This is a genomic window from Rhizorhabdus dicambivorans (assembly GCF_002355275.1).
GTDB classification, from domain to species: domain Bacteria; phylum Pseudomonadota; class Alphaproteobacteria; order Sphingomonadales; family Sphingomonadaceae; genus Rhizorhabdus; species Rhizorhabdus dicambivorans.
Window position 1 is genome coordinate 2,068,491 of the sequence record NZ_CP023449.1, and the last position, 21,046, is coordinate 2,089,536.

At 63.2% G+C, this 21,046-nt stretch carries 17 protein-coding genes; 12 read left to right on the plus strand and 5 right to left on the minus strand.

Annotated features, from left to right (window positions below):
• The first annotated feature begins 1 nt into the window (after position 1).
• Entirely contained in the window at positions 2-847 is an 846-nt protein-coding gene (locus CMV14_RS09880) for an oxidoreductase (RefSeq protein ID WP_066969830.1), read from the plus strand.
• Between the two features lie 27 nt (positions 848-874).
• On the opposite strand, the gene CMV14_RS09885 is transcribed toward CMV14_RS09880, so the two are convergent.
• From CMV14_RS09885 to CMV14_RS09895, 3 genes are all read right to left on the minus strand, one after another.
• A complete protein-coding gene (locus tag CMV14_RS09885) occupies positions 875-1,342 on the minus strand; it encodes a TetR/AcrR family transcriptional regulator (protein ID WP_238147244.1) in 468 nt (155 codons plus the stop codon).
• Between the two features lie 277 nt (positions 1,343-1,619).
• Positions 1,620-2,369 (minus strand): fumarylacetoacetate hydrolase family protein, encoded by a 750-nt coding sequence (locus tag CMV14_RS09890; RefSeq protein WP_066969834.1) that lies wholly within the window; start codon positions 2,367-2,369, stop codon positions 1,620-1,622.
• Positions 2,370-2,471: 102 nt separating this feature from the next.
• A complete protein-coding gene (locus CMV14_RS09895) occupies positions 2,472-3,911 on the minus strand; it encodes an aldehyde dehydrogenase (RefSeq protein WP_096367711.1) in 1,440 nt (479 codons plus the stop codon).
• A gap of 299 nt (positions 3,912-4,210) precedes the next feature.
• Between CMV14_RS09895 and CMV14_RS09900 the strand changes: the two genes are divergently transcribed.
• From CMV14_RS09900 to CMV14_RS09915, 4 genes are read left to right on the plus strand one after another with little or no spacing between them, the layout of a single operon-like run.
• The gene (locus tag CMV14_RS09900) at positions 4,211-5,182 is read left to right on the plus strand and encodes a cyclase family protein (protein WP_202820892.1); all 972 of its coding nucleotides are present in this window, start codon (positions 4,211-4,213) and stop codon (positions 5,180-5,182) included.
• Between the two features lie 13 nt (positions 5,183-5,195).
• Positions 5,196-6,134 carry a 3,5-dioxohexanoate:acetyl-CoA acetone transferase gene (kce, locus tag CMV14_RS09905; RefSeq protein ID WP_066970343.1) on the plus strand — a complete coding sequence of 313 codons (939 nt, stop codon included), beginning with the start codon at positions 5,196-5,198 and terminating at the stop codon, positions 6,132-6,134.
• Positions 6,135-6,153: 19 nt separating this feature from the next.
• On the plus strand, positions 6,154-7,308 hold the full coding sequence (locus tag CMV14_RS09910) for an L-lactate dehydrogenase (RefSeq protein ID WP_066970347.1): 1,155 nt from the start codon (positions 6,154-6,156) through the stop codon (positions 7,306-7,308).
• Between the two features lie 45 nt (positions 7,309-7,353).
• A complete protein-coding gene (locus CMV14_RS09915; RefSeq protein ID WP_192876314.1) occupies positions 7,354-8,901 on the plus strand; it encodes a long-chain-fatty-acid--CoA ligase in 1,548 nt (515 codons plus the stop codon).
• Between the two features lie 225 nt (positions 8,902-9,126).
• Here the strand turns inward: CMV14_RS09915 and CMV14_RS09920 are convergent, their stop codons facing one another.
• Positions 9,127-9,363, minus strand: coding sequence for a DUF6356 family protein (locus CMV14_RS09920; RefSeq protein WP_066969300.1), 237 nt, complete (start codon positions 9,361-9,363; stop codon positions 9,127-9,129).
• Between the two features lie 111 nt (positions 9,364-9,474).
• Here CMV14_RS09920 and CMV14_RS09925 point away from each other — a divergent pair, with 111 nt between their 5' ends.
• Positions 9,475-9,945: an Lrp/AsnC family transcriptional regulator gene (locus CMV14_RS09925; protein WP_066969302.1), complete on the plus strand. Its 471-nt coding sequence runs from the start codon at positions 9,475-9,477 to the stop codon at positions 9,943-9,945.
• Positions 9,946-10,110: 165 nt separating this feature from the next.
• On the opposite strand, the gene CMV14_RS09930 is transcribed toward CMV14_RS09925, so the two are convergent.
• Positions 10,111-10,995, minus strand: a complete 885-nt coding sequence (locus CMV14_RS09930; RefSeq protein WP_066969305.1) for a beta-keto acid cleavage family enzyme — start codon at positions 10,993-10,995, stop codon at positions 10,111-10,113.
• Between CMV14_RS09930 and CMV14_RS09935 the strand changes: the two genes are divergently transcribed.
• From CMV14_RS09935 to CMV14_RS09960, 6 genes are all read left to right on the plus strand, one after another.
• Complete coding sequence (locus CMV14_RS09935; RefSeq protein WP_202820893.1) at positions 10,976-12,037, plus strand: HpcH/HpaI aldolase family protein; 1,062 nt, start codon at positions 10,976-10,978, stop codon at positions 12,035-12,037. The two genes, CMV14_RS09930 and CMV14_RS09935, sit on opposite strands and share 20 nt — an antisense overlap.
• Positions 12,034-14,337 carry an MFS transporter gene (locus CMV14_RS27005; protein WP_202820894.1) on the plus strand — a complete coding sequence of 768 codons (2,304 nt, stop codon included), beginning with the start codon at positions 12,034-12,036 and terminating at the stop codon, positions 14,335-14,337. The genes CMV14_RS09935 and CMV14_RS27005 overlap by 4 nt, the downstream gene beginning before the upstream one ends.
• A 126-nt stretch (positions 14,338-14,463) precedes the next feature.
• Positions 14,464-15,312 (plus strand): DNA-binding transcriptional regulator, encoded by an 849-nt coding sequence (locus CMV14_RS09945; RefSeq protein WP_202820895.1) that lies wholly within the window; start codon positions 14,464-14,466, stop codon positions 15,310-15,312.
• A gap of 333 nt (positions 15,313-15,645) precedes the next feature.
• Entirely contained in the window at positions 15,646-16,566 is a 921-nt protein-coding gene (locus CMV14_RS09950; protein ID WP_066969357.1) for an amidohydrolase family protein, read from the plus strand.
• Between the two features lie 127 nt (positions 16,567-16,693).
• Complete coding sequence (locus tag CMV14_RS09955; RefSeq protein ID WP_066969320.1) at positions 16,694-17,767, plus strand: alpha/beta hydrolase; 1,074 nt, start codon at positions 16,694-16,696, stop codon at positions 17,765-17,767.
• Positions 17,768-18,202: 435 nt separating this feature from the next.
• The gene (locus CMV14_RS09960; RefSeq protein ID WP_066969359.1) at positions 18,203-21,043 is read left to right on the plus strand and encodes a TonB-dependent receptor domain-containing protein; all 2,841 of its coding nucleotides are present in this window, start codon (positions 18,203-18,205) and stop codon (positions 21,041-21,043) included.
• Positions 21,044-21,046 lie beyond the last annotated feature (3 nt).

A 21,046-nucleotide genomic window follows, 5' to 3' on the forward strand; every position in this document is an offset into this window, starting at 1 on the left:
AATGGGCGGCGATCCGACGACCTGGTTCATCTCCGGCTGCTCGACGGGTTTCGGGCGCTCGCTGACGCAGGCGGTGTTACAGGCAGGCCATCAGGTGGTGGCGACGGCCCGCGATCGCGACAGCATCGCCGATCTTGTGGCCCGCGCGCCCGATCGCGCCATCGCGCTGGAACTCGATGTGACGAACCCGGCGCAGATCATGGCGGCGGTCGCACAGGCCGAGGCGCGTTTCGGCCGGATCGACATCCTCGTGAACAATGCCGGCTATGCCTATCAGAGCAGCGTCGAGGAGGGCGAGGAAGCGCGCATCCGGGCGATGTTCGATGCCAATGTCTTCGGCCTGTTCGCGCTCACCCGCGCGATATTGCCGATCATGCGGCGCCAGCGGCGGGGCCATATCATCAGCATCAGTTCGGTGGCCGGGCTGCTCGGTCTCGCCGGCTCGGGCTATTATGCCGCGACCAAACATGCGGTCGAGGGCTGGTCCGATGCCCTGCTGGCCGAGGTCGCGCCGCTGGGTATCCAGGTCAGCTGCGTGGAGCCGGGCCCGTTCCGCACAGATTTCGCCAGCCGCTCGCTGGAGCGTACCGACTGCGGCATAGATGATTATGTGCAGACGGTGGCGAGGCGGATGCAGGCGGCCGGCGGTGCCGATGACGACCGGCCGGGCGATCCCGATCGCGCCGCGCGCGCGATCATCGCGGTGGCGCTTGCCCCGGATGCGCCGCGCCACCTGGTGCTGGGCGGGATGGGTCATGCCATGGTTATGAAAAGGCTGGCCGAGAGGATCGATGAGATCGGTGGGCTGGGCGAGGTCGCCCGCTCCGCCGATTTTCCACGGCCTTGAAGAAGGGCGCGGCCGCGATCCGGCCAGCTATTTCTTCAGGCCTTCCATCAGCAAGGTGAGCAGCCGTTTCCGCCGATCCGGTGTGAAGCTTTCCAGATCCGACAGCCAGGCGATCGCCGCGACCAGCGATATGATGTCGGTGCCTTCGATATCGGGCCGCACCAGCTCCGCGTCCTGGGCGCGGCGCACGAGCAGGTCGCCGGACTGTTTCAGCGAGGAACAGGAGGCATGGAGCGAGGAGGTGGGGTCTTCGCGCTTCTCGATCATCGAGGCGGCGAGGCCCTGATAGGCCGAGGTGTTCGTCGCGACCTCCTCCATCCAGCGTTCCAGGGCGTTCAGCGGGCTTTCGCTGGATGCCAGGACATGGGCCTTTTCGGAGAGGTCGTCGAAGCTGCTGCTCAGGATTTCCTGGAGGAGATCGTCCCGGGTGGGAAAATGACGATAGACCGTACCAAGCCCGACGCCCGCATTGCGGGCGACTGCGCGGAGGGACATCTTCGTCCCGTCGTTTCCGACCATCGCGCGCGCTACCTTGAGGATGGCCTCACGGTTTCGCTGGGCGTCCGCTCTCATCGTCGTTGGATTTGCCCTCGTCGACGCCTGATCCGCTTCATCTACCGACACCGCCAACACCTCTGCTCGACAAGCGGGTAGTTTATACGAAGCGTGCAGGCCGAAAACAACTCGGCGGGATCGGGCCGGCGGTGGCCGGGGGGCGGCATGCCGCCATCCCCCCGGCTCGGTCCAGCGTCATGAAGCTCCGCGCATCGGATCAGATCAGTTGGTTCTCGATCGCGCCGATGCCGTCGATCTCGCAGCGGATGACGTCGCCACGGGCCATTTCGACATAGCCCGGCGGGGTGCCCATGCTGATGATGTCGCCGACTTCGAGCGTCATCACGCCGCTGGCCCAGGAAAGCGTTTCGTAGATGTCGAACGCCATATTGTCGAACACGCCGCGCTGCTTGACTTCGCCGTTGAGGATCGCGCGCAGTTCGCGGCCCTTCGGGTCGAAGTCCGTCTCGATCCAGGGGCCCATCGGCAGGAAGTCGTCATACAGCTTGAAACGGAAGGACTGTGCGGCGACCGTATCTTCCTGCAGCACGCCGAAGGCGGTCATGTCGTTGGTGATAGTGAAGCCGAAGATATGATCCTTCGCATCCTCCACCGAGACGTCCTTGGCTTTCTTTCCGATCACCACGGCCAGTTCGGCTTCGAAATAGGGCGCATGGTTGAGCGCCTTGGGCCAGCGGATCGGGGCGCCTGTCGGGATGATGCAGTTGTTCGGCTTGATCCACAGGCCAGAGCCCTGGCGGCCATTGCGGCCGGACCAGTTGCCCATCAGCGCGACGACCTTGTTCTGCGGTTCGATCGGCGCGAGCAGGCGGGCCTGATCGATGGGGCCGAGCTTCGCGCCGCGCGCCGGATTGCCGCCCGGCCCGCCGATTTCATAGGCGTTGCCATCATCGGCGAACTCGGCCCACACGACCTTCCCGGCCCAATTGATCCTGGCAATTTTCATTTTTACTTCCTTCTGCAAACAAACCGCCCGGGGGCGGAGAAATCTGTGGCCACTTCCACGGTAGTCGGGCTTCGTTCCAGCTGAAGCCGTTCAATAATCGATTCAACCCATGACGTAGATGGATTTGGTGTTCTGGTATGCGTTGAGGGCTTCCGGCCCGAACTCGCGCCCCATGCCGGAAGCCTTCACGCCGCCGAAGGGAGCGCCGACGGAGGGGAGATATCCGTTGATGCCGATGGTGCCGGTGACGATCCTGCGGGCGACGTCGGTGGCATGGGCGCTGTCGGCGCTCCAGACGGAGCCGCCTAGGCCGGCGGGGTTGTCGTTGGCGATGCGGATGGCGTCCTCCTCGCCATCATGGGGGATGACGGCGAGGACGGGGCCGAAGATTTCCTCCTGTGCGATGCGGGCCTGGTTGTCGACATCGGCGAAGATGGTGGGCTGGACGAACCATCCGCGGTTGCTGTGGGATGGGCGGCCGCCGCCGGCGACGAGGCGGGCCTCGTTCTTGCCGATGGCGATATAGCTTTCGACGCGGTCGCGGTGGGCGGAGGAGGCGAGGGGGCCGAGCTGGGTATCGGGATCGAGGGCGTCGCCGATGACGAGCGAGTTGGCGAGGCCGGCGAGGGCATCGACGATTTCGGCATAGCGGCGGCGGGGTGCGAGGATGCGGGTTCCCAGATAGCAGGTCTGGCCGTTGTTGAGCAGGGAGGCCATGGGGACGCCCTGGATGAAGGCATCGAGATCGACATCGTCGAGGAGGATGGCGGCGGACTTTCCGCCGAGTTCGAGGGTGACGGGTCGGAGCAGTTCGCCGCAGGTTCGGGCGATGGCGCGTCCGGCGGCGGTGGAGCCGGTGAAGGCGACCTTGTCGATGCCGGGATGGGCGATGAGATAGGCGCCGACGTCGCGGTCTGCTGCGACCCAGTTGAGGACGCCCGGGGGCACGCCGGCTTCGAGGGCGGCCTCGGCGAGGATGTAGCTGTCGAGGACGGTGCCGGGGGAAGGCTTGATGACCATGGTGCAGCCTGCGGCCATGGCGGGAGCGATCTTGCTGATGGCGAGGGTGACGGGGAAGTTCCAGGGGATGATGGCGGCGACGACGCCGATGGGGCTGTGCTCGACGCGGGTTTCGCGGCCCATCTGGGAGGGGCGGATGTCGGGCTGTCCGAGGGATCGGGCGAGATCGACATAATATTGGCCGAGGCCGAGGGAGAAGCCGCCTTCGAGGGCGCGGCTGACGGCGATGGGCATGCCGTTCTGGGTGCTGACGGAGCGGGCGATATCCTCGCTGCGGGCGGTGAGGGCGGCGAGGAAGCGTTCGATGACGGAGGCGCGCTCGGCGGGGGAGGCATCGGCCCATCCGGAGGCATGGAGCGCCTTGCGGGCGGCGGCGACGGCCGCGTCGATATCGGCCTCGACACCCTCGGGCACCGTGCCGATCGCTTCCCCGCTCGACGCATCGACCAGCGTGAAGCGCCGGTCGCTCGCCGGCTCCACCCAATCACCGCCAATGAAGAACGATCCCCGCAACTGCTCCATTGTCCCTCTCCCCTTGGCCCTTGCTCTCCCTGCTTCTGTCATCCCGGGCGCGGTGCGTCTGGTTACAATCTCGCGATTTTCCCTATCTCGGATTGAGATTGGCGGCCTCGCCGGCCGGACGCGATAAGCGCGGCGAGGAAAAGGTGTCACGCAGGCTAGACGCCGTCCGACGCTATCGGCCGTCCCGTTCGCCTGTCGCCAGTTCCCGCCGCCCGCGACCGAGTTCGCTTCGAGTGCCGGCGCTACCGAGAACGCACAGCAGAGGATTGATGATGGATATGGCGAGTACGGGGCCGCAGGTGAAGATTGTCCCATCCAATAATCCGGCCCGCAAGCTGAACCGCGCCGATATCGATGCGATGGCGGACAAGGTTCGGAACTGGAACCGCTGGGGACCCGATGACGAGATCGGCACGCTCAACTTCGTCGGCGACGAGGAGGTCCGTGCCGCGGCGGGGCTGGTGCGCAAGGGCCGCGTGATCTCGATGGGCCTCGATTTCAATTTCAACGGCCCGCAGAAGGGCTGGGGCAACCGTTTCAACCCGATCCACACCATGTTGCAGACCGGAACCGACGCGGTGGCCGGAAACCAGGACAAGATCGGCATCCGCTATGCCGACGACATGGTGACGATGCCGCTCCAGTGCGGCACCCAGTGGGACGCGCTGGGCCACGTCTTCTTCGACGAGCAGATGTGGAACGGCTATGACGCGCGGCTGGTGGATTCCACCGGCGCCCAGAAGAACGGTATCGAGAAGACGCGCGACCGCATGGTCGGGCGCGGCGTGCTGCTCGACGTGGCGCGGTTCAAGGGCGGCTATCTCGACGATGGCTATGGCATCAGTTCGGCCGATCTCGACGAGTGCGCAGCCGCGCAGGGCGTGGAGATACGGCGCGGCGACTTCGTGGTGGTCCGCACCGGCCATATGGAGCGCTGCCTCGATGCCGGCGATTGGGGCGGCTATGCCGGCGGCGACGCGCCGGGGCTGCGCTTCGAGACGGCCGAATGGATCTACCGCAAGGAGATCGCGGCGATCTGCACCGATACCTGGGGTTGCGAGGTCCGCCCGAACGAGAGTGTGGACATCAACCAGCCATGGCATTGGGTGGTTATTCCGATGATCGGCATCAGCATGGGCGAAATCTTCAACGTGCGCGAGCTTGCCGAGGACTGCGCGCAGGACGGCGCCTACGAATTCCTGTTCTGCGCGCCGGCGCTGCCGATCACCGGCGCCGTCGGCTCGCCGATCAACCCCATCGCCATCAAGTGACGGATAGATAATCATGGCTGCCAAGCAAAAGAATGTGATCGTCACCTGCGCGGTGACCGGATCGATCCATACCCCTTCGATGTCGCCCTATCTGCCGGTGACGCCCGAGGAGATCGCCAATGAGGCGCTCGCCGCGGCGGCGGCCGGCGCGTCGGTCGTCCATCTCCATGCCCGCGATCCGATCACCGGGCAGCCGACCCAGGACCCGGCCCGGTTCCGCGACTTCCTGCCGCGCATCCAGCGGGAATCGGACGTGGTGGTGAACATCACCACGGGTGGCGCCCCCAATATGCCGGTCGAGGAACGGCTGCAGCCGGCGCTGCAGCTGAAGCCCGAGGTGGCGTCGCTGAACATGGGATCGATGAACTTCGGCCTCTATCCGATGCTGTCGCGGTTCAAGGACTTCAAGCATGACTGGGAGCGACCCTATCTGGAGGGCTCCAACGACCGGGTGTTCAAGAATACCTTCAAGGATATCCAGAACATTCTGGAGCTTTGCGGGGCGAATGACACCCGGTTCGAGATCGAATGCTATGACATTGGCCATCTCTACACCGCCGCGCACTTCATGGATCGCGGCATCCTCAAGGGGCCGCTGCTGATCCAGTCGGTGTTCGGCCTGCTGGGCGGCATCGGCGGGCATCCCGAGGATGTCCATCACATGAAGCGGACGGCCGACCGCCTGTTCGGCGACGACTATTACTGGTCGGTGCTGGGGGCGGGCCGGAACCAGATGCAGATCGCGACCATGGCGGCGACCCTGGGCGGCAACGTCCGCGTCGGCCTGGAGGATTCGCTGTGGATCGGGCCGGGCAAGCTGGCCGAGTCCAATGCCGATCAGGTCCGCAAGATCGTCGCGATCCTGGGCGAGCTCGGGCTCAAGCCGGCGACCCCGGACGAGACCCGCGCGATGCTGGGGCTGAAGGGGCGGAATTCCGTCGCCTTCGGATAGAATGCCGGGAGGGCGATGATTGGCCTTGCCAAGCTATGAGGAGCATCGCGCAGCCGCCCGCCGGCGGCTGCCCCACATGCTGTTCGAATATATCGACAGCGGTGCCTTCGACGAACGCACCCTGGCGGCGAACCGGGACGGCTTCGGCGATTTCCGGCTGAAGCAGCGGGTGATGCGCGACATGTCCGATCTGGACATGTCCGCCGAGCTGGCCGGGGCGCCGGCGGCGATGCCGATCGCGTTGGGGCCGGTCGGCTTCGCGGGCATGTATGCGCGCCGTGGCGAGGTGCAGGCGACACGGGCGGCGGTGGCGGAAGGCGTGCCTTTCTGCCTGTCGGCCGTTTCGGTCTGCGGCTATGACGAGGTGCGGCGCGGCGGCGGCATCGCCCCCTGGTTCCAGCTCTACATGATCCGGGATCGCGCCTATATGCGCGACCTGATCGACAGCGTGCTGGCGGCTGGCGCGGAGACGCTGGTCTTCACCGTCGACATGCCGCTGCCGGGGATCCGCCATCGCGATGCACGGTCCGGGCTTTACGATGCCGGCTCTCGCGGTCTTGCGCGGCAGATCTGGCAGGGGATCGCTCGCCCCGGCTGGCTATGGGACGTCTATCTGCGCGGGCGGCCGCACAGCTTTGGCAATTTCGCGGCGGCGATGACGGGCCGGGCCGGGCTGGGCGACTACTGGGGCTGGATCCGCGAGAATTTCGACTGCAGCACCAATTGGGACGACCTCGCCTGGATCCGCGCGCGCTGGCCCGGCCGGATCCTGATCAAGGGAGTGCTCTGCCCTGAGGATGCCGCCGCCGCCTTCGATGCCGGCGCCGATGGCGTGGTGGTTTCGAACCATGGCGGCCGGCAGCTGGACGGCGTCTCCTCCAGCATCGAGGCGCTTCCCGCGATCGTCGATGCCGTCGGCGGCCGGGGCACGGTGCTGGTCGACGGCGGGGTGCGTTCCGGCCTGGATATATTGAAGGCGCTTGCGCTGGGAGCCGACGGCTGCCTGCTCGGCCGTGCCTGGGCCTTCGCGCTGGCCGCAGGCGGGGAGCGCGGCGTCGTCGCGATGCTCCAGGCGCTCAAGGTGGAACTGCGCGTCGCGATGACGCTGACCGGATGCGGAACGCTGCGCCAGGCCGGCCGCACGCTGCTGGACGGCCGGTTCACATCATCATGATCGGGAGGAGTGCGCCGCCTCGGCGCCGCAAGCGGGAGTGACGAAGTGCTGTTACATGAAGCATTCGACTATCATGCGGGAAGCCGGGGCGGGCAGGTGCTGTCGCGGATGGGTGGGGTCGAGCTGAGCTATGGTGCGGGGCGTGCGCGGTCGATCGCGATGGCGTCGGCGCTGCTGGGTCTGGGGGTGAAGCCGGGCGACCGGGTGGTGACGATCCTGGGCAATTCGATCGACGCGCTGCTGCTGATCCATGCGGCGTCGCGGACGGGGATCGTGTGCGTGCCGCTGAACTGGCGGCTGGCGCCGCGCGAATGGGTGGGGATGATCGAGGACGCCGGGGCGCGGGTGGTGATCGCGGACCCGGCGCATGGCGAGGCGCTGGAGGCGGCGGGGGGCCGGCCTGAAGTGGCGATCTGCTCGCGGGGGGCGCTGCCGGGCTGGCTGAGCCTGGACGAGCTGGTGGAGCGGGCGGCGCCGGGGCTGCCGCCGGTGCCGGTGACGGACGAGGCGGCGGTGCTGCAGCTGTACACGAGCGGGACGACGGGCAAGCCCAAGGGGGCGATGATCAGCCATCGCGGGGTGGTGGCGAATATCGGGCAGATCGAGCTTGCGACGGGGAGCAGCGCGCCGGGGCAGCGATCGCTGCATGTGCTGCCGATGTTCCATATCGCGGGGGCGGTGTTCGCGCTGCGGGCGATGGCGCATGGCGAGACGCTGGTGATCCTGGCGGCGGCGGACCCGGCGGTGCTGCTGCGCACGATCGTGGAGGAGCGGATCGCGCACATGTTCATCGTGCCGACGCTGATCCAGATGATGCTGCGCCAGCCGGAGATAGCGGGGATGCGCTTCCCGCATCTGCGGCAGATCATGTACGGGGCGTCGCCGATCGCGGAGCATGTGCTGGTCGAGGCGATGGGGGTGTTCGGCTGCGCCTTCCTGCAGGGCTTCGGGATGACCGAGCTGAGCTGCGCGGGGACGTTCCTGAGCGAGGCGGACCATGTGCGGGCGCTGTCCGATCGGCCCGAGCTGCTGGCGTCGGCGGGCCGGGCGCTGCCGGGCACCGAGCTGCGGATCGTCGATGCCGGGGGCAGGGCCTGCGCGCCGGGGGAGATCGGGGAGATACTGATCCGGGGCCCCCAGGTGTTCCCGGGCTACTGGAAGCTGCCTGAGGCGACGGCGACGGCGCTGCGCGACGGCTGGCTGCACAGTGGCGATGCGGGATCGTTGGACGAGGAAGGCTATCTGTTCATCCGCGACCGGCTGAAGGACATGATCGTGAGCGGCGGGGAGAATGTCTATCCGGCGGAGGTGGAGGCGGTGCTGCACCAGCATCCGCAGATCGCCGAGGCATCGGTGATAGGGGTGCCGGACGAGAAGTGGGGCGAGACGGTGATGGCGGTGATCGTGGCGGAAGCCGGGGCCCGGCCGAGCGAAGCCGAGATCGACCGGCACTGCCGCGAGAGCCTGGGCGGCTTCAAGCTGCCGCGCCGCTACAGCTTCGTCGACGCCTTGCCCCGCAACGCCAGCGGCAAGATCCTCAAGCGCGAACTGCGCGCCTCCTTCTGGAACCACAGCAGCCGGCAGATCGGGTGACATCCCCTCTTGCGACCCCGGCCTCCGCCGGGGCGACGGTCTGGTTGGTTCGGTTCAATCGACGAACAGCAGCGCCTCGGTCGACCCTCCAAGCCCGATGGCATCGAGACCGCCGCTATGCTCTGCCGAGAACCGCCCTTAACGGGAAATGCCAGCCCGGCTGCTTTGTCATTTTCGTGATCCGGGACCAGGCCATCATCAGCCGTGCCGAAGTCCCGCAGGGCCTCAGGGGGCGGGGTTGGACGGCGCGGGGGTGCGCCTGCGGTTCTTCACCATGCGATCGTACAGCCGCTCGATCACCGCGCTCCCGGTCTTCTGGAAGAGATGCGGGACCAGGGCATGGATGAAACAGGCCAACCCGGCCAGCGTCATGGTCGCGGCGAACCAACTCGCGGTATGGAGATGCTGACGATAGGTTTCGTCCACGCTGCGAGGATGTTCGCGGAAATATCGATCTATCATGCTCGTCTCCTCGGTCCGGACACGAGGATAGGGTTGCGAATGAAGAAAGTGCTTCTTAGTTTGCCTATGGAATAGCAAATTCAGGAAATCTCATTTCATGAACTACAATTTATGAAAAATATCTCTCTCGATGCGGTTGATCGTCGCCTGCTCGCGATCCTGCAGGAAGATGCAACCGTCTCGATGGCCGACCTTGCGGAACGTGTCGGCCTGTCCGCCACGCCCTGTTGGAAACGGATCAAGCGGCTGGAGCAGGATGGCGTGATCGAACGCCGGGTGGCGATCCTGAATCGCGAGGCGCTGGGGCTCGGCATAACCGTGATCGTCGCGATCCGCACCTCGCGCCACAGTGACGATTGGCTGCAGACCTTTGCCGATGGCGTGTCGAAGATCCCGGAAGTCGTGGAATTCTACCGGATGAGCGGGGAGATCGACTATCTGCTGAAGATCGTGGCGCGGGACATTTCCGATTATGACAGGATCTACCGCAAGCTCACCAAGGTCGCCGAACTGCATGATGTCAGTTCGTCGTTTGCGATGCAGGAGATCAAGTCGACGACCGCGCTACCAATATTCGACTGAACCCGGGGCGTACGGGCGGCGAACCTCTGGTCTGATCTTGTTCACTTAAAAGCCACCATTCGCTGTGGTGCAGCTATGATGCAAAGCCACGGCCAGGCCGCTGTGCGGCACACCGCAGAAGCCTTCGCTACAGGCTTCCGGCGCCGGGCCGGCATGTCATTGTGCCTAGCTACGGGGCGGCAGTTCGAGCATCGCGCGCGCTTCGGCTGGCGTCGCCGGCTCACCGCCGAGCAGGTCGAGCAAGTGCACGGCCTGTTCAACCAACTCGCCATTTCCGCGCGTCAGCTGGCCCCGGCGAATGTAGATATTGTCCTCCATGCCGACGCGAACCTGTCCGCCAAGCAGATGCGCCGCGGCAAGGATCGGATATTCATGGCGGCCAATCCCGAAGGCCGACCAGATCGCACCATTGGGAATCAGCGAGCGCATATAGGCGATCGTTTCCACCGTGGGCGCACAGCCATATCTGACGCCCGAAACGATCTGGAAGAACGGCCTTCCGGGGATGAGTCCTTCCGCAATCAGATCGTTGGCGAGGTGAATATCACCACTATCGAACACTTCGATTTCGGGTTTGACTCCCGCGCCGACGATCGCCGCCGCCATCTTGCGGACATTGGCGGGCGTGTTGATGACGACCTGCCCGCCGGAATTCATCGTGTTGAAGTCGAGTGAGCAGAGATCCGGCTTCAGCTCGACAATATGCTCGACGCGGCGCAACGGATGGACGAGCGTCGTGCCGGGAGCGGCGACCTTCGGATCGTCGTCCGACGGCACGAAACGCTGACCTTCGCCCGTCGTAAGGTTTATGATCACGTCGCTGCCGCTGTCGCGGATACGATCGACCACCTCCTTGTAGAGATCGAGGCGCATGGAACCGCGCCCGGTCTCGGGATCGCGGACATGGATATGCGCAATCGCTGCACCCGCAGCGCGCGCGTCAAGCGCCGCCTGGGCGATCTGCTTCGGTGTGACCGGCAAGCCGGGATGCTGTTCCGGCTTCACGAGATTGCCGGTGACGGCGCATGAGATGATTGTCTTGCTCGCCATGGTGGCCAGGTTCTTTCGATACAGAAAATGTGGAAGCCGATGCTGGTGGAACCGCACCAAATCGGCCGCAGTCGCGCAATACCGATTGTCCAATTTTCCATTCTTCGGAAAGTTCCGCCGTTCGGAAAGTTCGAACTCGACGCTGGTCCTCTATCTTCATTTTCCTCCAAAAACGGGGCTCAGCGCGAAGATGCACCGGAGTGAGGAGGAAGAGAATGGCGGCCATGACGTCGAATGGAGACGAAATCGATATCCGTCGCCGCGTCAGCGACAGCGCCGCACGGCTTCCGGAGACCACGGCATGACCGTTCAGTGTGGCATTTTCCTCAAGACCACCTCGCCACACATCGTGGAAGTACTGGGCACCTGCGGACTCGATTTCGCTGTCGTTGATGCTGAACATGCACCCTTTGATAGGGCTGCAATCGACTTGATGATCCTCGCAGGCCGCGCCGCCGGACTGCCGATCTTCGTCCGTGTGCCGGACGACCGCCACTCGACTCTGCTTTCGGCGCTCGACATGGGGGCGGCCGGCTTGCTGGTGCCGCATGTCGATTCCGCGGCTCAGGCAGCGGAGATCGTCCGCAACACCCGTTTCTCGACCGGCCAGCGCGGCTATTCGGGTGGTCCGCGCTATGCCGGCTACGGCTCGCTGGGCATGGCCGAGGCGCTCAGGCGCGGCGATGAGGCGGTCATTCTGGCGCAGATCGAGAGCGGCCTTGCCGTCGAGGAGTGCGAGGCGATTGCCGCGACGCCTGGGATAGACGGCGTGTTCATTGGCCGATCGGACTTGTCATTGTCTATCGGCGAGGCCAGTGCCAGCACCCCGGCGGTCATAGCCGCCACCCGGCGCATCATCGCCGCGGGCATTGCCGCCAACAAACGCGTCGGCATGTTCGTGGCCTCGCCCGAGGAGGGCGCGAAGTTCGCTCCGTTGGGCGCCGACTGGTTTGTCATCGGATCGGATCAATCGATCCTGCGGCAGGGCGCGCGCAACGTGGCCGCCTTCGCAACCCAGCAGAAAAAGGGACATGCAGCATGAGCACAGCACGAGCAGCGATGGGCGCATGGCATTATCGAGACGCGCCGCTGACGGACCTGGAGGAGGGGGCCGAGAGCTGGATCGCGCGTGGCGCGAATTTCGTCACCGTGGTCAGCAAGGCGACGGCAGGAACGCGCCTGGAGCGCGCCGACAATCCCGACGAATATATGATCCTTACGGACAAGATCGGTGCGACGGTCGCCGCCGGTGGCGAGACGGTCGAGGTCGCACCCGATAGCCTGACGATCGTGCCTCCGGGGCCCAGCAGTGTCACGTTGAATGGCAATGGCGAGATCATCCGCGTCTTTTCGAGCCGCGCTTCCGATCTTGCCGCCCGCGCCACCAACGCCGCGGCCTACGCGGAGCGCCCTGTCGATGTCGCGCCGCTCGATCCCTGGCCGCTTCCGATCGGCGGCTATCGCCTGCGTACCTATCGCCTTGCGGATTACATACGCGAAGGCACCAACATGCGGATCTTCCGCTCGACCAATCTCATGCTCAACGTCATGACGGCCCGGAATGTACCGCGCGACACCAGCAAGCTGACGCCGCACGCGCATGCCGATTTCGAGCAGGGATCGCTCGCGATCGGGGGTACCTACATCCACCATATCCGCTACCCGTGGGGCCCGGATTTCGCGACCTGGCGGGATGATGAGCACATCGAGATGGCGAGCCCATCGCTGCTGGTGATCCCCCGACGGTTGTCCACACCAGCCGCAATATCGGCGACGAGCCTGGCCGTCTGGTCGATGTGTTCGCGCCGCCGCGCATGGATTTCTCGCTGCGTGAAGGGCTGGTCGCGAACGCCGAAGACTATCCCATGCCATGAAAGGGCAATGCGGCAGACCCGATCTCGGGACTTGTCGCGAACAAGGGCGCGCCGCATTGTTTCGCGGTGGAATGAGCGGGAAATGGCGTCATCGCTCCGGCGATACGTGCGAGCAATGGCCGGCTGCGGCCGAGGGGAGAGACAGATGGCCTTGATCGGCAGAGCGAGCGTGGCCGATGATTTCAGCTGGCGCGTCTACAACAAGATCGCGCTTCGCATCCTGCCGCTGATCCTGGTCAGCTATATCTTTGCGAGCATCGACCGGGTCAATGTCGCCTTCGCCAAGCTCCAGATGGGGCCTGCGCTTGGGCTCACCGAAACGATGTACGGCTTCGGTGCAGGTGTGTTCTTCATCGGCTATTGCCTGTTCGAGATTCCGAGCAACATGATGCTGCACCGTATCGGTGCGCGCGTCTGGCTCGCGCGGATCATGGTCGTGTGGGGGCTGTTGTCGACCCTGACGATGTTCGTCCAGACCCCGACCCATTTCTATATCATCCGGTTCCTGCTCGGCATAGCCGAAGCGGGGTTCTATCCCGGCGCGCTGCTGTATCTTACCTACTGGTTCCCGAGCTATGTGCGCTCACAGGCGGTCGCCGTGATGCTGCTCGGCACGCCGCTTGCGGCGATCATCGGCAGTCCTCTCTCCGGTGCGATCATGCGCTTCATGGATGGCTGGGCCGGCCTTGCCGGCTGGCAGTGGGTATTCGTGGTGGAAGGGCTGCCTGCGGCTATCCTCGGGGTCATCGTCTTCGTCCAGCTGCGTAGCCAGCCGAGCGAAGTGCATTGGCTCGATGACGAGGAAAAGGCGCTGGTCACGCGCGAACTCGCGAAGGAACACGCGGCTCAGGCCCAGGCCGGTATGGGGCATCGCTTTGGTGACGCATTTCGCGACTCGAATATCTGGTGCGTCGTCCTCGCCAATTTCTGCAACCTTTCGACTCTTTATGGCATCCAGTTCTGGCTGCCGACGATCGTCCAGCGCGTGAGCGGCGCGACCGTGTTCAACACGGGGCTGATTGTCGCGGCGCTTTCGATCATTCCCTGCGCAGTGCTGGTGATCAACGCGCGCCATTCGGACAGGACCCGAGAGCGTCGGTGGCACGCGACCGTGGGCTTCGCGATTACCGCGTTCGGCTTGTGCCTTGCCGGAACTTTCTCCGAGGAGGCATGGCTGGCGCTCGGCGGACTCATGCTGGCATATTCGGGCGTGACGATCGTTTCCGGTACCATCTTCTCGCTGCCGGCGACGTTCCTGATGGGCGCCGCCGCGGCCGCCGGTTTTGCGCTGATCACGACGATCGGCAATCTGTCGGGCTATACCACCCCCTTCCTTTTCGGTGTGCTGCGCGACGCGACCGGCTCCTTCAGTCTGGGCTTCTACGCTATGGCGACTACGTCGCTCGTCGGCGCCGCGGCGATGCTCTCGGTACCCGCGCTCCGGCGGAAGCCGCCGGTTGCTGGGTAGATCGCGGAGGATTTCGCTCTGCGGAAAGCCGATCCAGGCGCATTGCGGTGGTAAGCCGACAACGATAGTTTCACCTGGTGGAAAAGGTAGGCGCGATAACCGCGACGGCTACCGGCCAGGGATCGGATGTCGGACATGATCAATGATGCGGCGGAGAAGAAGAGTGACGGCGTTCGCGCGGTGGAGCGCGCGATCGACTTGCTCCAGGCGCTCAACCGTCGTCCGTTCTCGACACTACATGACCTCCATCGCGAGACGGGGCTGCCCAAATCGTCCATCGTACGGTTGCTGCGTACATTCGAGGCGAAGGGGCTCGCGGCGCAGTCGTCAAGCTATGGCACCTATCATCTGCTCGGGCGGGTCAAATCGTTATCGAGCGGCTTTCATCACGAGCCGCTGGTGATCGAGGTAGCAGAGGAGATCATGATCGACTTCACGAAGCGGGAAGGATGGCCTCTTGCGCTGGCCCTCTTCGACGTCAACGCGGTGGTGGTGCGGGCCAGCACCATACCGCACACCTCGCTCTCTTTCCTCCATTCGTCCCTCAACATGCGATGGAGCCTGGTCAGCCGCGCGCTCGGGCGCTGCTATCTGGCGCATAGCCCGGCCAATGAGCGTAAAATCCTCATCGAAATCGCCAAGCAGAGCAAGAATCCCGAGGATGCGGCGGCGCATGACAGCGCCGCGATCGCCAGGATGCTCAAGCAGGTCCGTGAGCGCGGCTATGCTCTCCGCGATCCAACGATCGAATCGCGTTCGTCCACCATCGCCGTGCCGATCTTTGATGATGAGCGCCTTGTCGCCTGCCTCGGTCTGACGTGGATTACCGCTGCGATGTCGCTCGACGAGGCCGTCGATCAGTACGTGCCGCAACTTTTCGAGATGACGGATGCGATCTCGCGGGAATTAGCCAAGCGATCCGCTCGGCAGCCGCTATCTCCCCACCCTCCGCAGGACGATCGAGCCTTCTACTGAGCTTTGATGCCGGCAGGCCATGGTGCTCTGAACGCTTCAAGAAGACCGACAATTGATCGGCGATAGCCACATTATCCAGGGCGGGAAGAAAATCCTTCTGCCGTCCGAACTTTGTGCCGTCCACTCCGATGACTGACGAAACCATAGGGGTTTGCGAAGTCATTTGACTCGTTATCCAGCAATAGTCTGACGGATATGCTCGCGGGAGGAGGGATTACTTTTCCACCTGACGGAAATTTCGCAATTCCGACTTTTGCCTTGTGCTTCGGTCTGCATAGATCGGCGGGCAAGCAGCAATAAAGAGGGGTGGCCAGTGTTTCCGCGGACAACATCATGAGCAGCGATGAAATACGCCTTTATGATACGCATGCCCATTTGGTGTCGGACGACGAAATCCGCTATCCCCGCAGCTATCCATTCGAGAACACGTCGCTTCGAATGCCGCGCATCCCCGGCACCATCGGAACCCCGGGCGGTATGCACGGCCCCGAACCGATCAATGAAAAGCCGACCGCCGAGCTCATGCACAAATGGATGGCCGAAGAAAATGTAGTTGGCATCGCGGCCGTGCAGAAGGGCATGATCTACGGCACGGACAACAGCTATATCGTTGATGCGGCCGACGCCTTCCCCGACGAAATGCGCGCCATCATCATCGTCGATCCGCAGGCGCCGGAGACGCCCGATATGATCCGCGAATGCGCGTCGCGCGGGATCGTCGGAATCCGCTTCTTCGGTGTGGGCGTGGTCGACAAGGGCGCCTGGCTGAGTTCGCCCGCTTCCCTAAAAGTCTGGGAACTGGCCGACAGTCTTGGCCTGCTGGTCGATATCGAGGCGCCCGCGACTGGGAGCGAAGTATTGATTCCGGTTATCGAGCAGATGGCCGATCATCTTCCTGAATTGCGGATCGTGCTGGATCATGTTTTTCTGCCGGACTGTACCCAACCGAATTACGGCATCGACGAAAGATTTGACGGCTTCGCCAGGCGTGAAAATATCTCGGTCAAGTTCACGTCGCTCAGCATGGACGTCATCCGCGAAAAGGGTGTGGCCCCTGAACGCGTGCTCCGCCGTACGGTCGATTTCTACGGTGCCGATCGAACGATGTGGGGATCGGACATCGGCACGTCATCGGGAACGTATAAGATGATGGTCGCCCGCGCCATAGCGGCGACCGAGTTGCTCACGGACGAGGAGCGTCGCAAGGTGCTTCACGACACAGGGCGGCGGATCATGCTTGGCTGGACAGGTTAGGGGACGCTGGTCGCACCATGACGGGTCAATCGAGGCATCCCCGACTATTTTCGTGAGTTCATCGAAATTATATGGCGCAATGAGCCGCGGTGAGGGAAATCCCTAGGGCAGACGGGAGAGCAAGTTGATGATAGCACGCGCTAATATACGGCGATCCGCTTCACGCTGGCTCAGCGCTTCGCTATTGCCAGCCTTGATTTTGTGGACAGCCGGCGCTCCCGCTCAGTCCGGGCCGATCCAGATCGAAAAGCAGGGTGCGTTCGAAGCCGGCGGCACCGTTCTGGGCAGCGGGCAATCCACGCTTTCCTGCGATCATGGCTATGTCGAATATCAGATTCCCCGACATGCCCGGGACGTCGCCTTGTTAATGTGGCACAGCTCATCGACGAAGGTCTGGCAAACGCGCTGGGACGGCGGAGAAGGCTATCAATCGATCTTCCTGCGCCGGGGTTTTCCAGTCTATCTGTGGGATGGGCCGCGCGTCGGACGAGCCAATTGGGGCTGCGATCACTATACATATGAGCCGTCCGTCGGCCAGGACCAGCAGAATTTCACGGCATGGCGGCTGGGCGCGAAATATCCTGACTTTTTCCCGGGGGTGCAGTTTCCGACCCGGGATGCGGAGGCCTGGGAGCAAGCCGTGCGCGCGCGCTATCAGGAGTTCGACACGACGCCCAATGCCGAACTGGAGGCCGCAGCGGCGGCGAAGGCGATCGAGCGTGTGGGGCCGACCGTATTGGTAACGAATTCCGCAGGAGGCATGCGGGCCTTGTTGGCGGCGATGAAGACGAGCAAGGTCAAGGCGATCGTCGCATATGAAAATCCGGGCTATGTGTTTCCCAGCGACGTAAACCCGCCCAGCGAGCCGACCCGCTTCGGCCCGGTCATCGTATCGCCCGAAGATTTCGAGAAGCTCACGCGGATCCCGATCCAGTTCGTGTTCGGCGATAATCTCGACAAATCGCCAACCTGGACCGCCTACGCGAAAACCAGCCAGAAATTCGTCGATCTCGTAAATGCGCGCGGCGGAAAGGCGGAGATATTGTTTCTTCCTGCTGCGGGCTTGAAAGGGAATACGCATATTCCCTTCGCGGATCTCAATAACGTCGCCGTTGCGGATCAGCTCTCGGCATTCCTGCGCCGTAACAGGCTCGATTTGCGCTCGAAAAATCGGCGCAGCTCCGAGGCTCCGAAGCCGTAGATCCGCAACTACATCCCGATAATCGGTCCCACCGAACAGCCGATTATAGCTCGGTAGGTGGGTTGTATCCGAAATGATTGCGATATTTAGAGCCGAGTGTTTGCTTGGGTGGACGACGTTACCTGACCTAAACTTGAGATTTTGAAGGCGTGCTATGACGCGCTACCCGTACGCAGGACAAATGTTTCGACAGTTGGAAACTTCCACCCTGCGGAAAACTCAAATCTAGCACTTTCCGCAGGCGGGCGGGTCCGCCAAGAAATGGACGTGGGAGCTTGAAGATCATGAAGGGCGCAAGCGCTCGGATCGTGGATCACGCACAGCGCTTTCTCGGCGCGGTCGTGGATATGCTCATACGGAAAAATATAGAGGGGAGAGCACGACGTGGCGACTAAATTTGCTAGCAGGACGGCAGTGTCGGTTATCGCGCTGACGATGTTTTCGTTAGGAAACGCCGCCCCCGGCTGGGCGCAGGCTGAAAGCGCATCTGCCGATTCCGAGGCTCCCGCTGAGGAGATCATTGTCACCGGATCGCGATTGGGCAGGACCAGCTTCAATTCGCCAACGCCCGTCAACGTGATCGATCAGCAACGCTCGCAGAATCTCAACATCACGAGCGTCGGCGATGCCCTCAATCAGATTCCCTCCTTTCGCCCGATCACCGGCCCAGCCACCCAGCAGTTCCGATCCAGCGCGAACATCGCCGGCCGAAGCCTCGATCTTCGGGGATTGGGCTCGATCAGGACATTGACGCTGATCGATGGCAGGCGACATGTCGCCAGTTCCGATGACGGCAATTTCGACCTGAACGCCATCCCGTCCATCATGATACAGCGATCGGAAGTCGTGACCGGCGGCGCATCCGCAGCTTATGGCGCCGGAGCGGTCTCCGGCGTGGTCAACCTGATCACCGATACCAGCTTCAGCGGCGTCAAGGCCGAAGCGAGCTATGGCGTAAGCGACAAGGGCGACGCACGTAACAAATATATCGCGTTCCAGGTTGGTAGCGACTTCGCCGGCGGACGTGGTCATGTCGTGCTGGGCGGCGAATATGCGGACGAAGGCCCCGTCTCGGACTATAACAGTCGCGACTGGAGCAGGCGGCATCGCGATTTCGTTCCGAATCCTTTCTTTTCCACCAATCCGGCGCTCAGCAATGGCTTGCCCGCCAATGTCGGCGCGAACGATGTGAGGACATCGCTGACGCCCGCCGGAACCATTACCGTCGTCCACCCGCTGCAGGGCATGCAGTTCGACAGCAACGGCAATCTGGTCCCTTTCCAGTTTGGCGCCTTGTATAACAGGGCCAGGCCCAGCTCGCTGATGATCGGTGGCGATCCGAGCATTACGGATTATTATGGTGCGGTGGGGCCATTGGTCGTCGCAACCAAGCATCTGTCGCTGCTCAGCCACGCCGATTACGAACTGACGGAATCGCTGACCCTGTCCGCCGAACTGGGCTATGCGAAGGTCGATGGCGGCCCGACGGGCGCGAACCCGCGATCGGATCCTAATGGCGCGCTCAGGATCAACCGCGACAATGCCTATCTGACGCCGGCGACGGCGGCGATGATGGACGCGGCAAGGGTCAGCTTCATTCCGGTGAGCCGCATCAATTTCGAACTCGGCCCGAACATATACAGCTCCACCAACGAAACCTGGCATGCCTTTGTGGGATTGAAGGGCGGCGCCTTCGCGGACTGGAAATGGGACGCCTATTATCAGTTCGGACGAACCAACGGTCGCCAGAGCAACGCCAATTCACGACTGGAGCAGCGCTGGAAGGACTCGATCGACGCGGTTTTCGCGCCGGCTGGACTTCCGGGGATCGCAGCCGGGACGATCATCTGCCGCACCACGATCGCCAATCCGACAAACGGGTGCGTTCCCGCCAATATCATGGGGCCAGGAAAGGTAAGCGCGGCAGCGGCGGCCTGGGCCAACACCGTTGCCTGGTCCACCCGCCACTTCACCGATCACACGTTCGCGGCAAATTTCCGCGGTACGCTGATCGAAGGCTGGGCCGGGCCGATATCTGCGGCGTTCGGCGGGGAATATCGGACGAGCAACTCCAAGGGCAACAACGATCCAAACAGCAAGGCGGGGCTGTTCTCCCAGATCGCCTGGACCTTCCTGCCTTCCACGACGCAGAAGGTGACGGAGGTCTATGGCGAGCTCAACCTGCCGGTGTTCAAGGACTGGGCACTCGGCAAATCTCTGGAGCTGGATGGCGCGGTTCGCCAGACGCACTACAGCCTGTCGGGCAGCGCCACGACCTGGAAGACTGGCGCAGTTTACCAGCTGAGCGATGACTATATGCTTCGCGTGACCCGGTCGCACGACATAAGGGCGCCATCTCCTCTGGAACTGAACCCTAACAGGACCGTGACGACATTTTCGCTCGCCGATCCGAAATATGGGGTCCAGTATCTCATGCCGACCTTCAGCGGCGGCAACCGGAACCTGAAGCTGGAGACGGCCGATACATTCACGGCGGGTATCGCCATCAAGCCGAGCTGGTTTCGCGGATTCGCGCTGTCCGTGGATTATTATGACATCACGGTGGATGGCGCGATCGACATCCCGTCGGCCAACCTGGCCGTCAACATATGCCGTTCGGGCAGCAATCCTGCGATCTGCACGCTGGGAACGGACGTGAATGGCAATCCGGATCGGATATTGGCGCTCTTTGCCACCTACCAGAATATCAACAGACTGCGGACTCGGGGATGGGAGTTCGTGGCCAAATATTCGTTCGACCTCGCGGATGTCGGCAGCTTCCTCGGTGGCAATATCGACATCGCCCTCAACGGCTCGCTCGTGAACAAACTGACGACTGAGCTGCCTGACGGGACCAGAAAGGAACTGTCGAACTTCACGGGCAATTCCGGCGGCGTAACCAACATCGTGGGCGTTCCGCGGTGGCGCGGCGATGCGGTGATAACATATTCACAGCCGACTTTCTCGATCACCGCTCATGCCTCCCACATTCCGAAGGGGCTGCAGAACCCGGACTGGATTGGGCCCGAGCAAAAGGGATATAGCCCGTACCTCCCGAACAGCGTGACGTATAACCATGTGTCGTCACGCACCTATTTCGATCTGAGCGGCAGGGTGAAACTGTTTGGAGGCGAGGACCGCAACATCGAGATGTTCGGGGGCGTGACCAACGTCTTTGATACTGATCCTCCGCCGGAACTGCGGCTGAACGGTAATGGACTGTATTTCAACCCCATTGGCCGTGCCTATAAGATGGGCATCCGCGCAAGGATGTAGGTT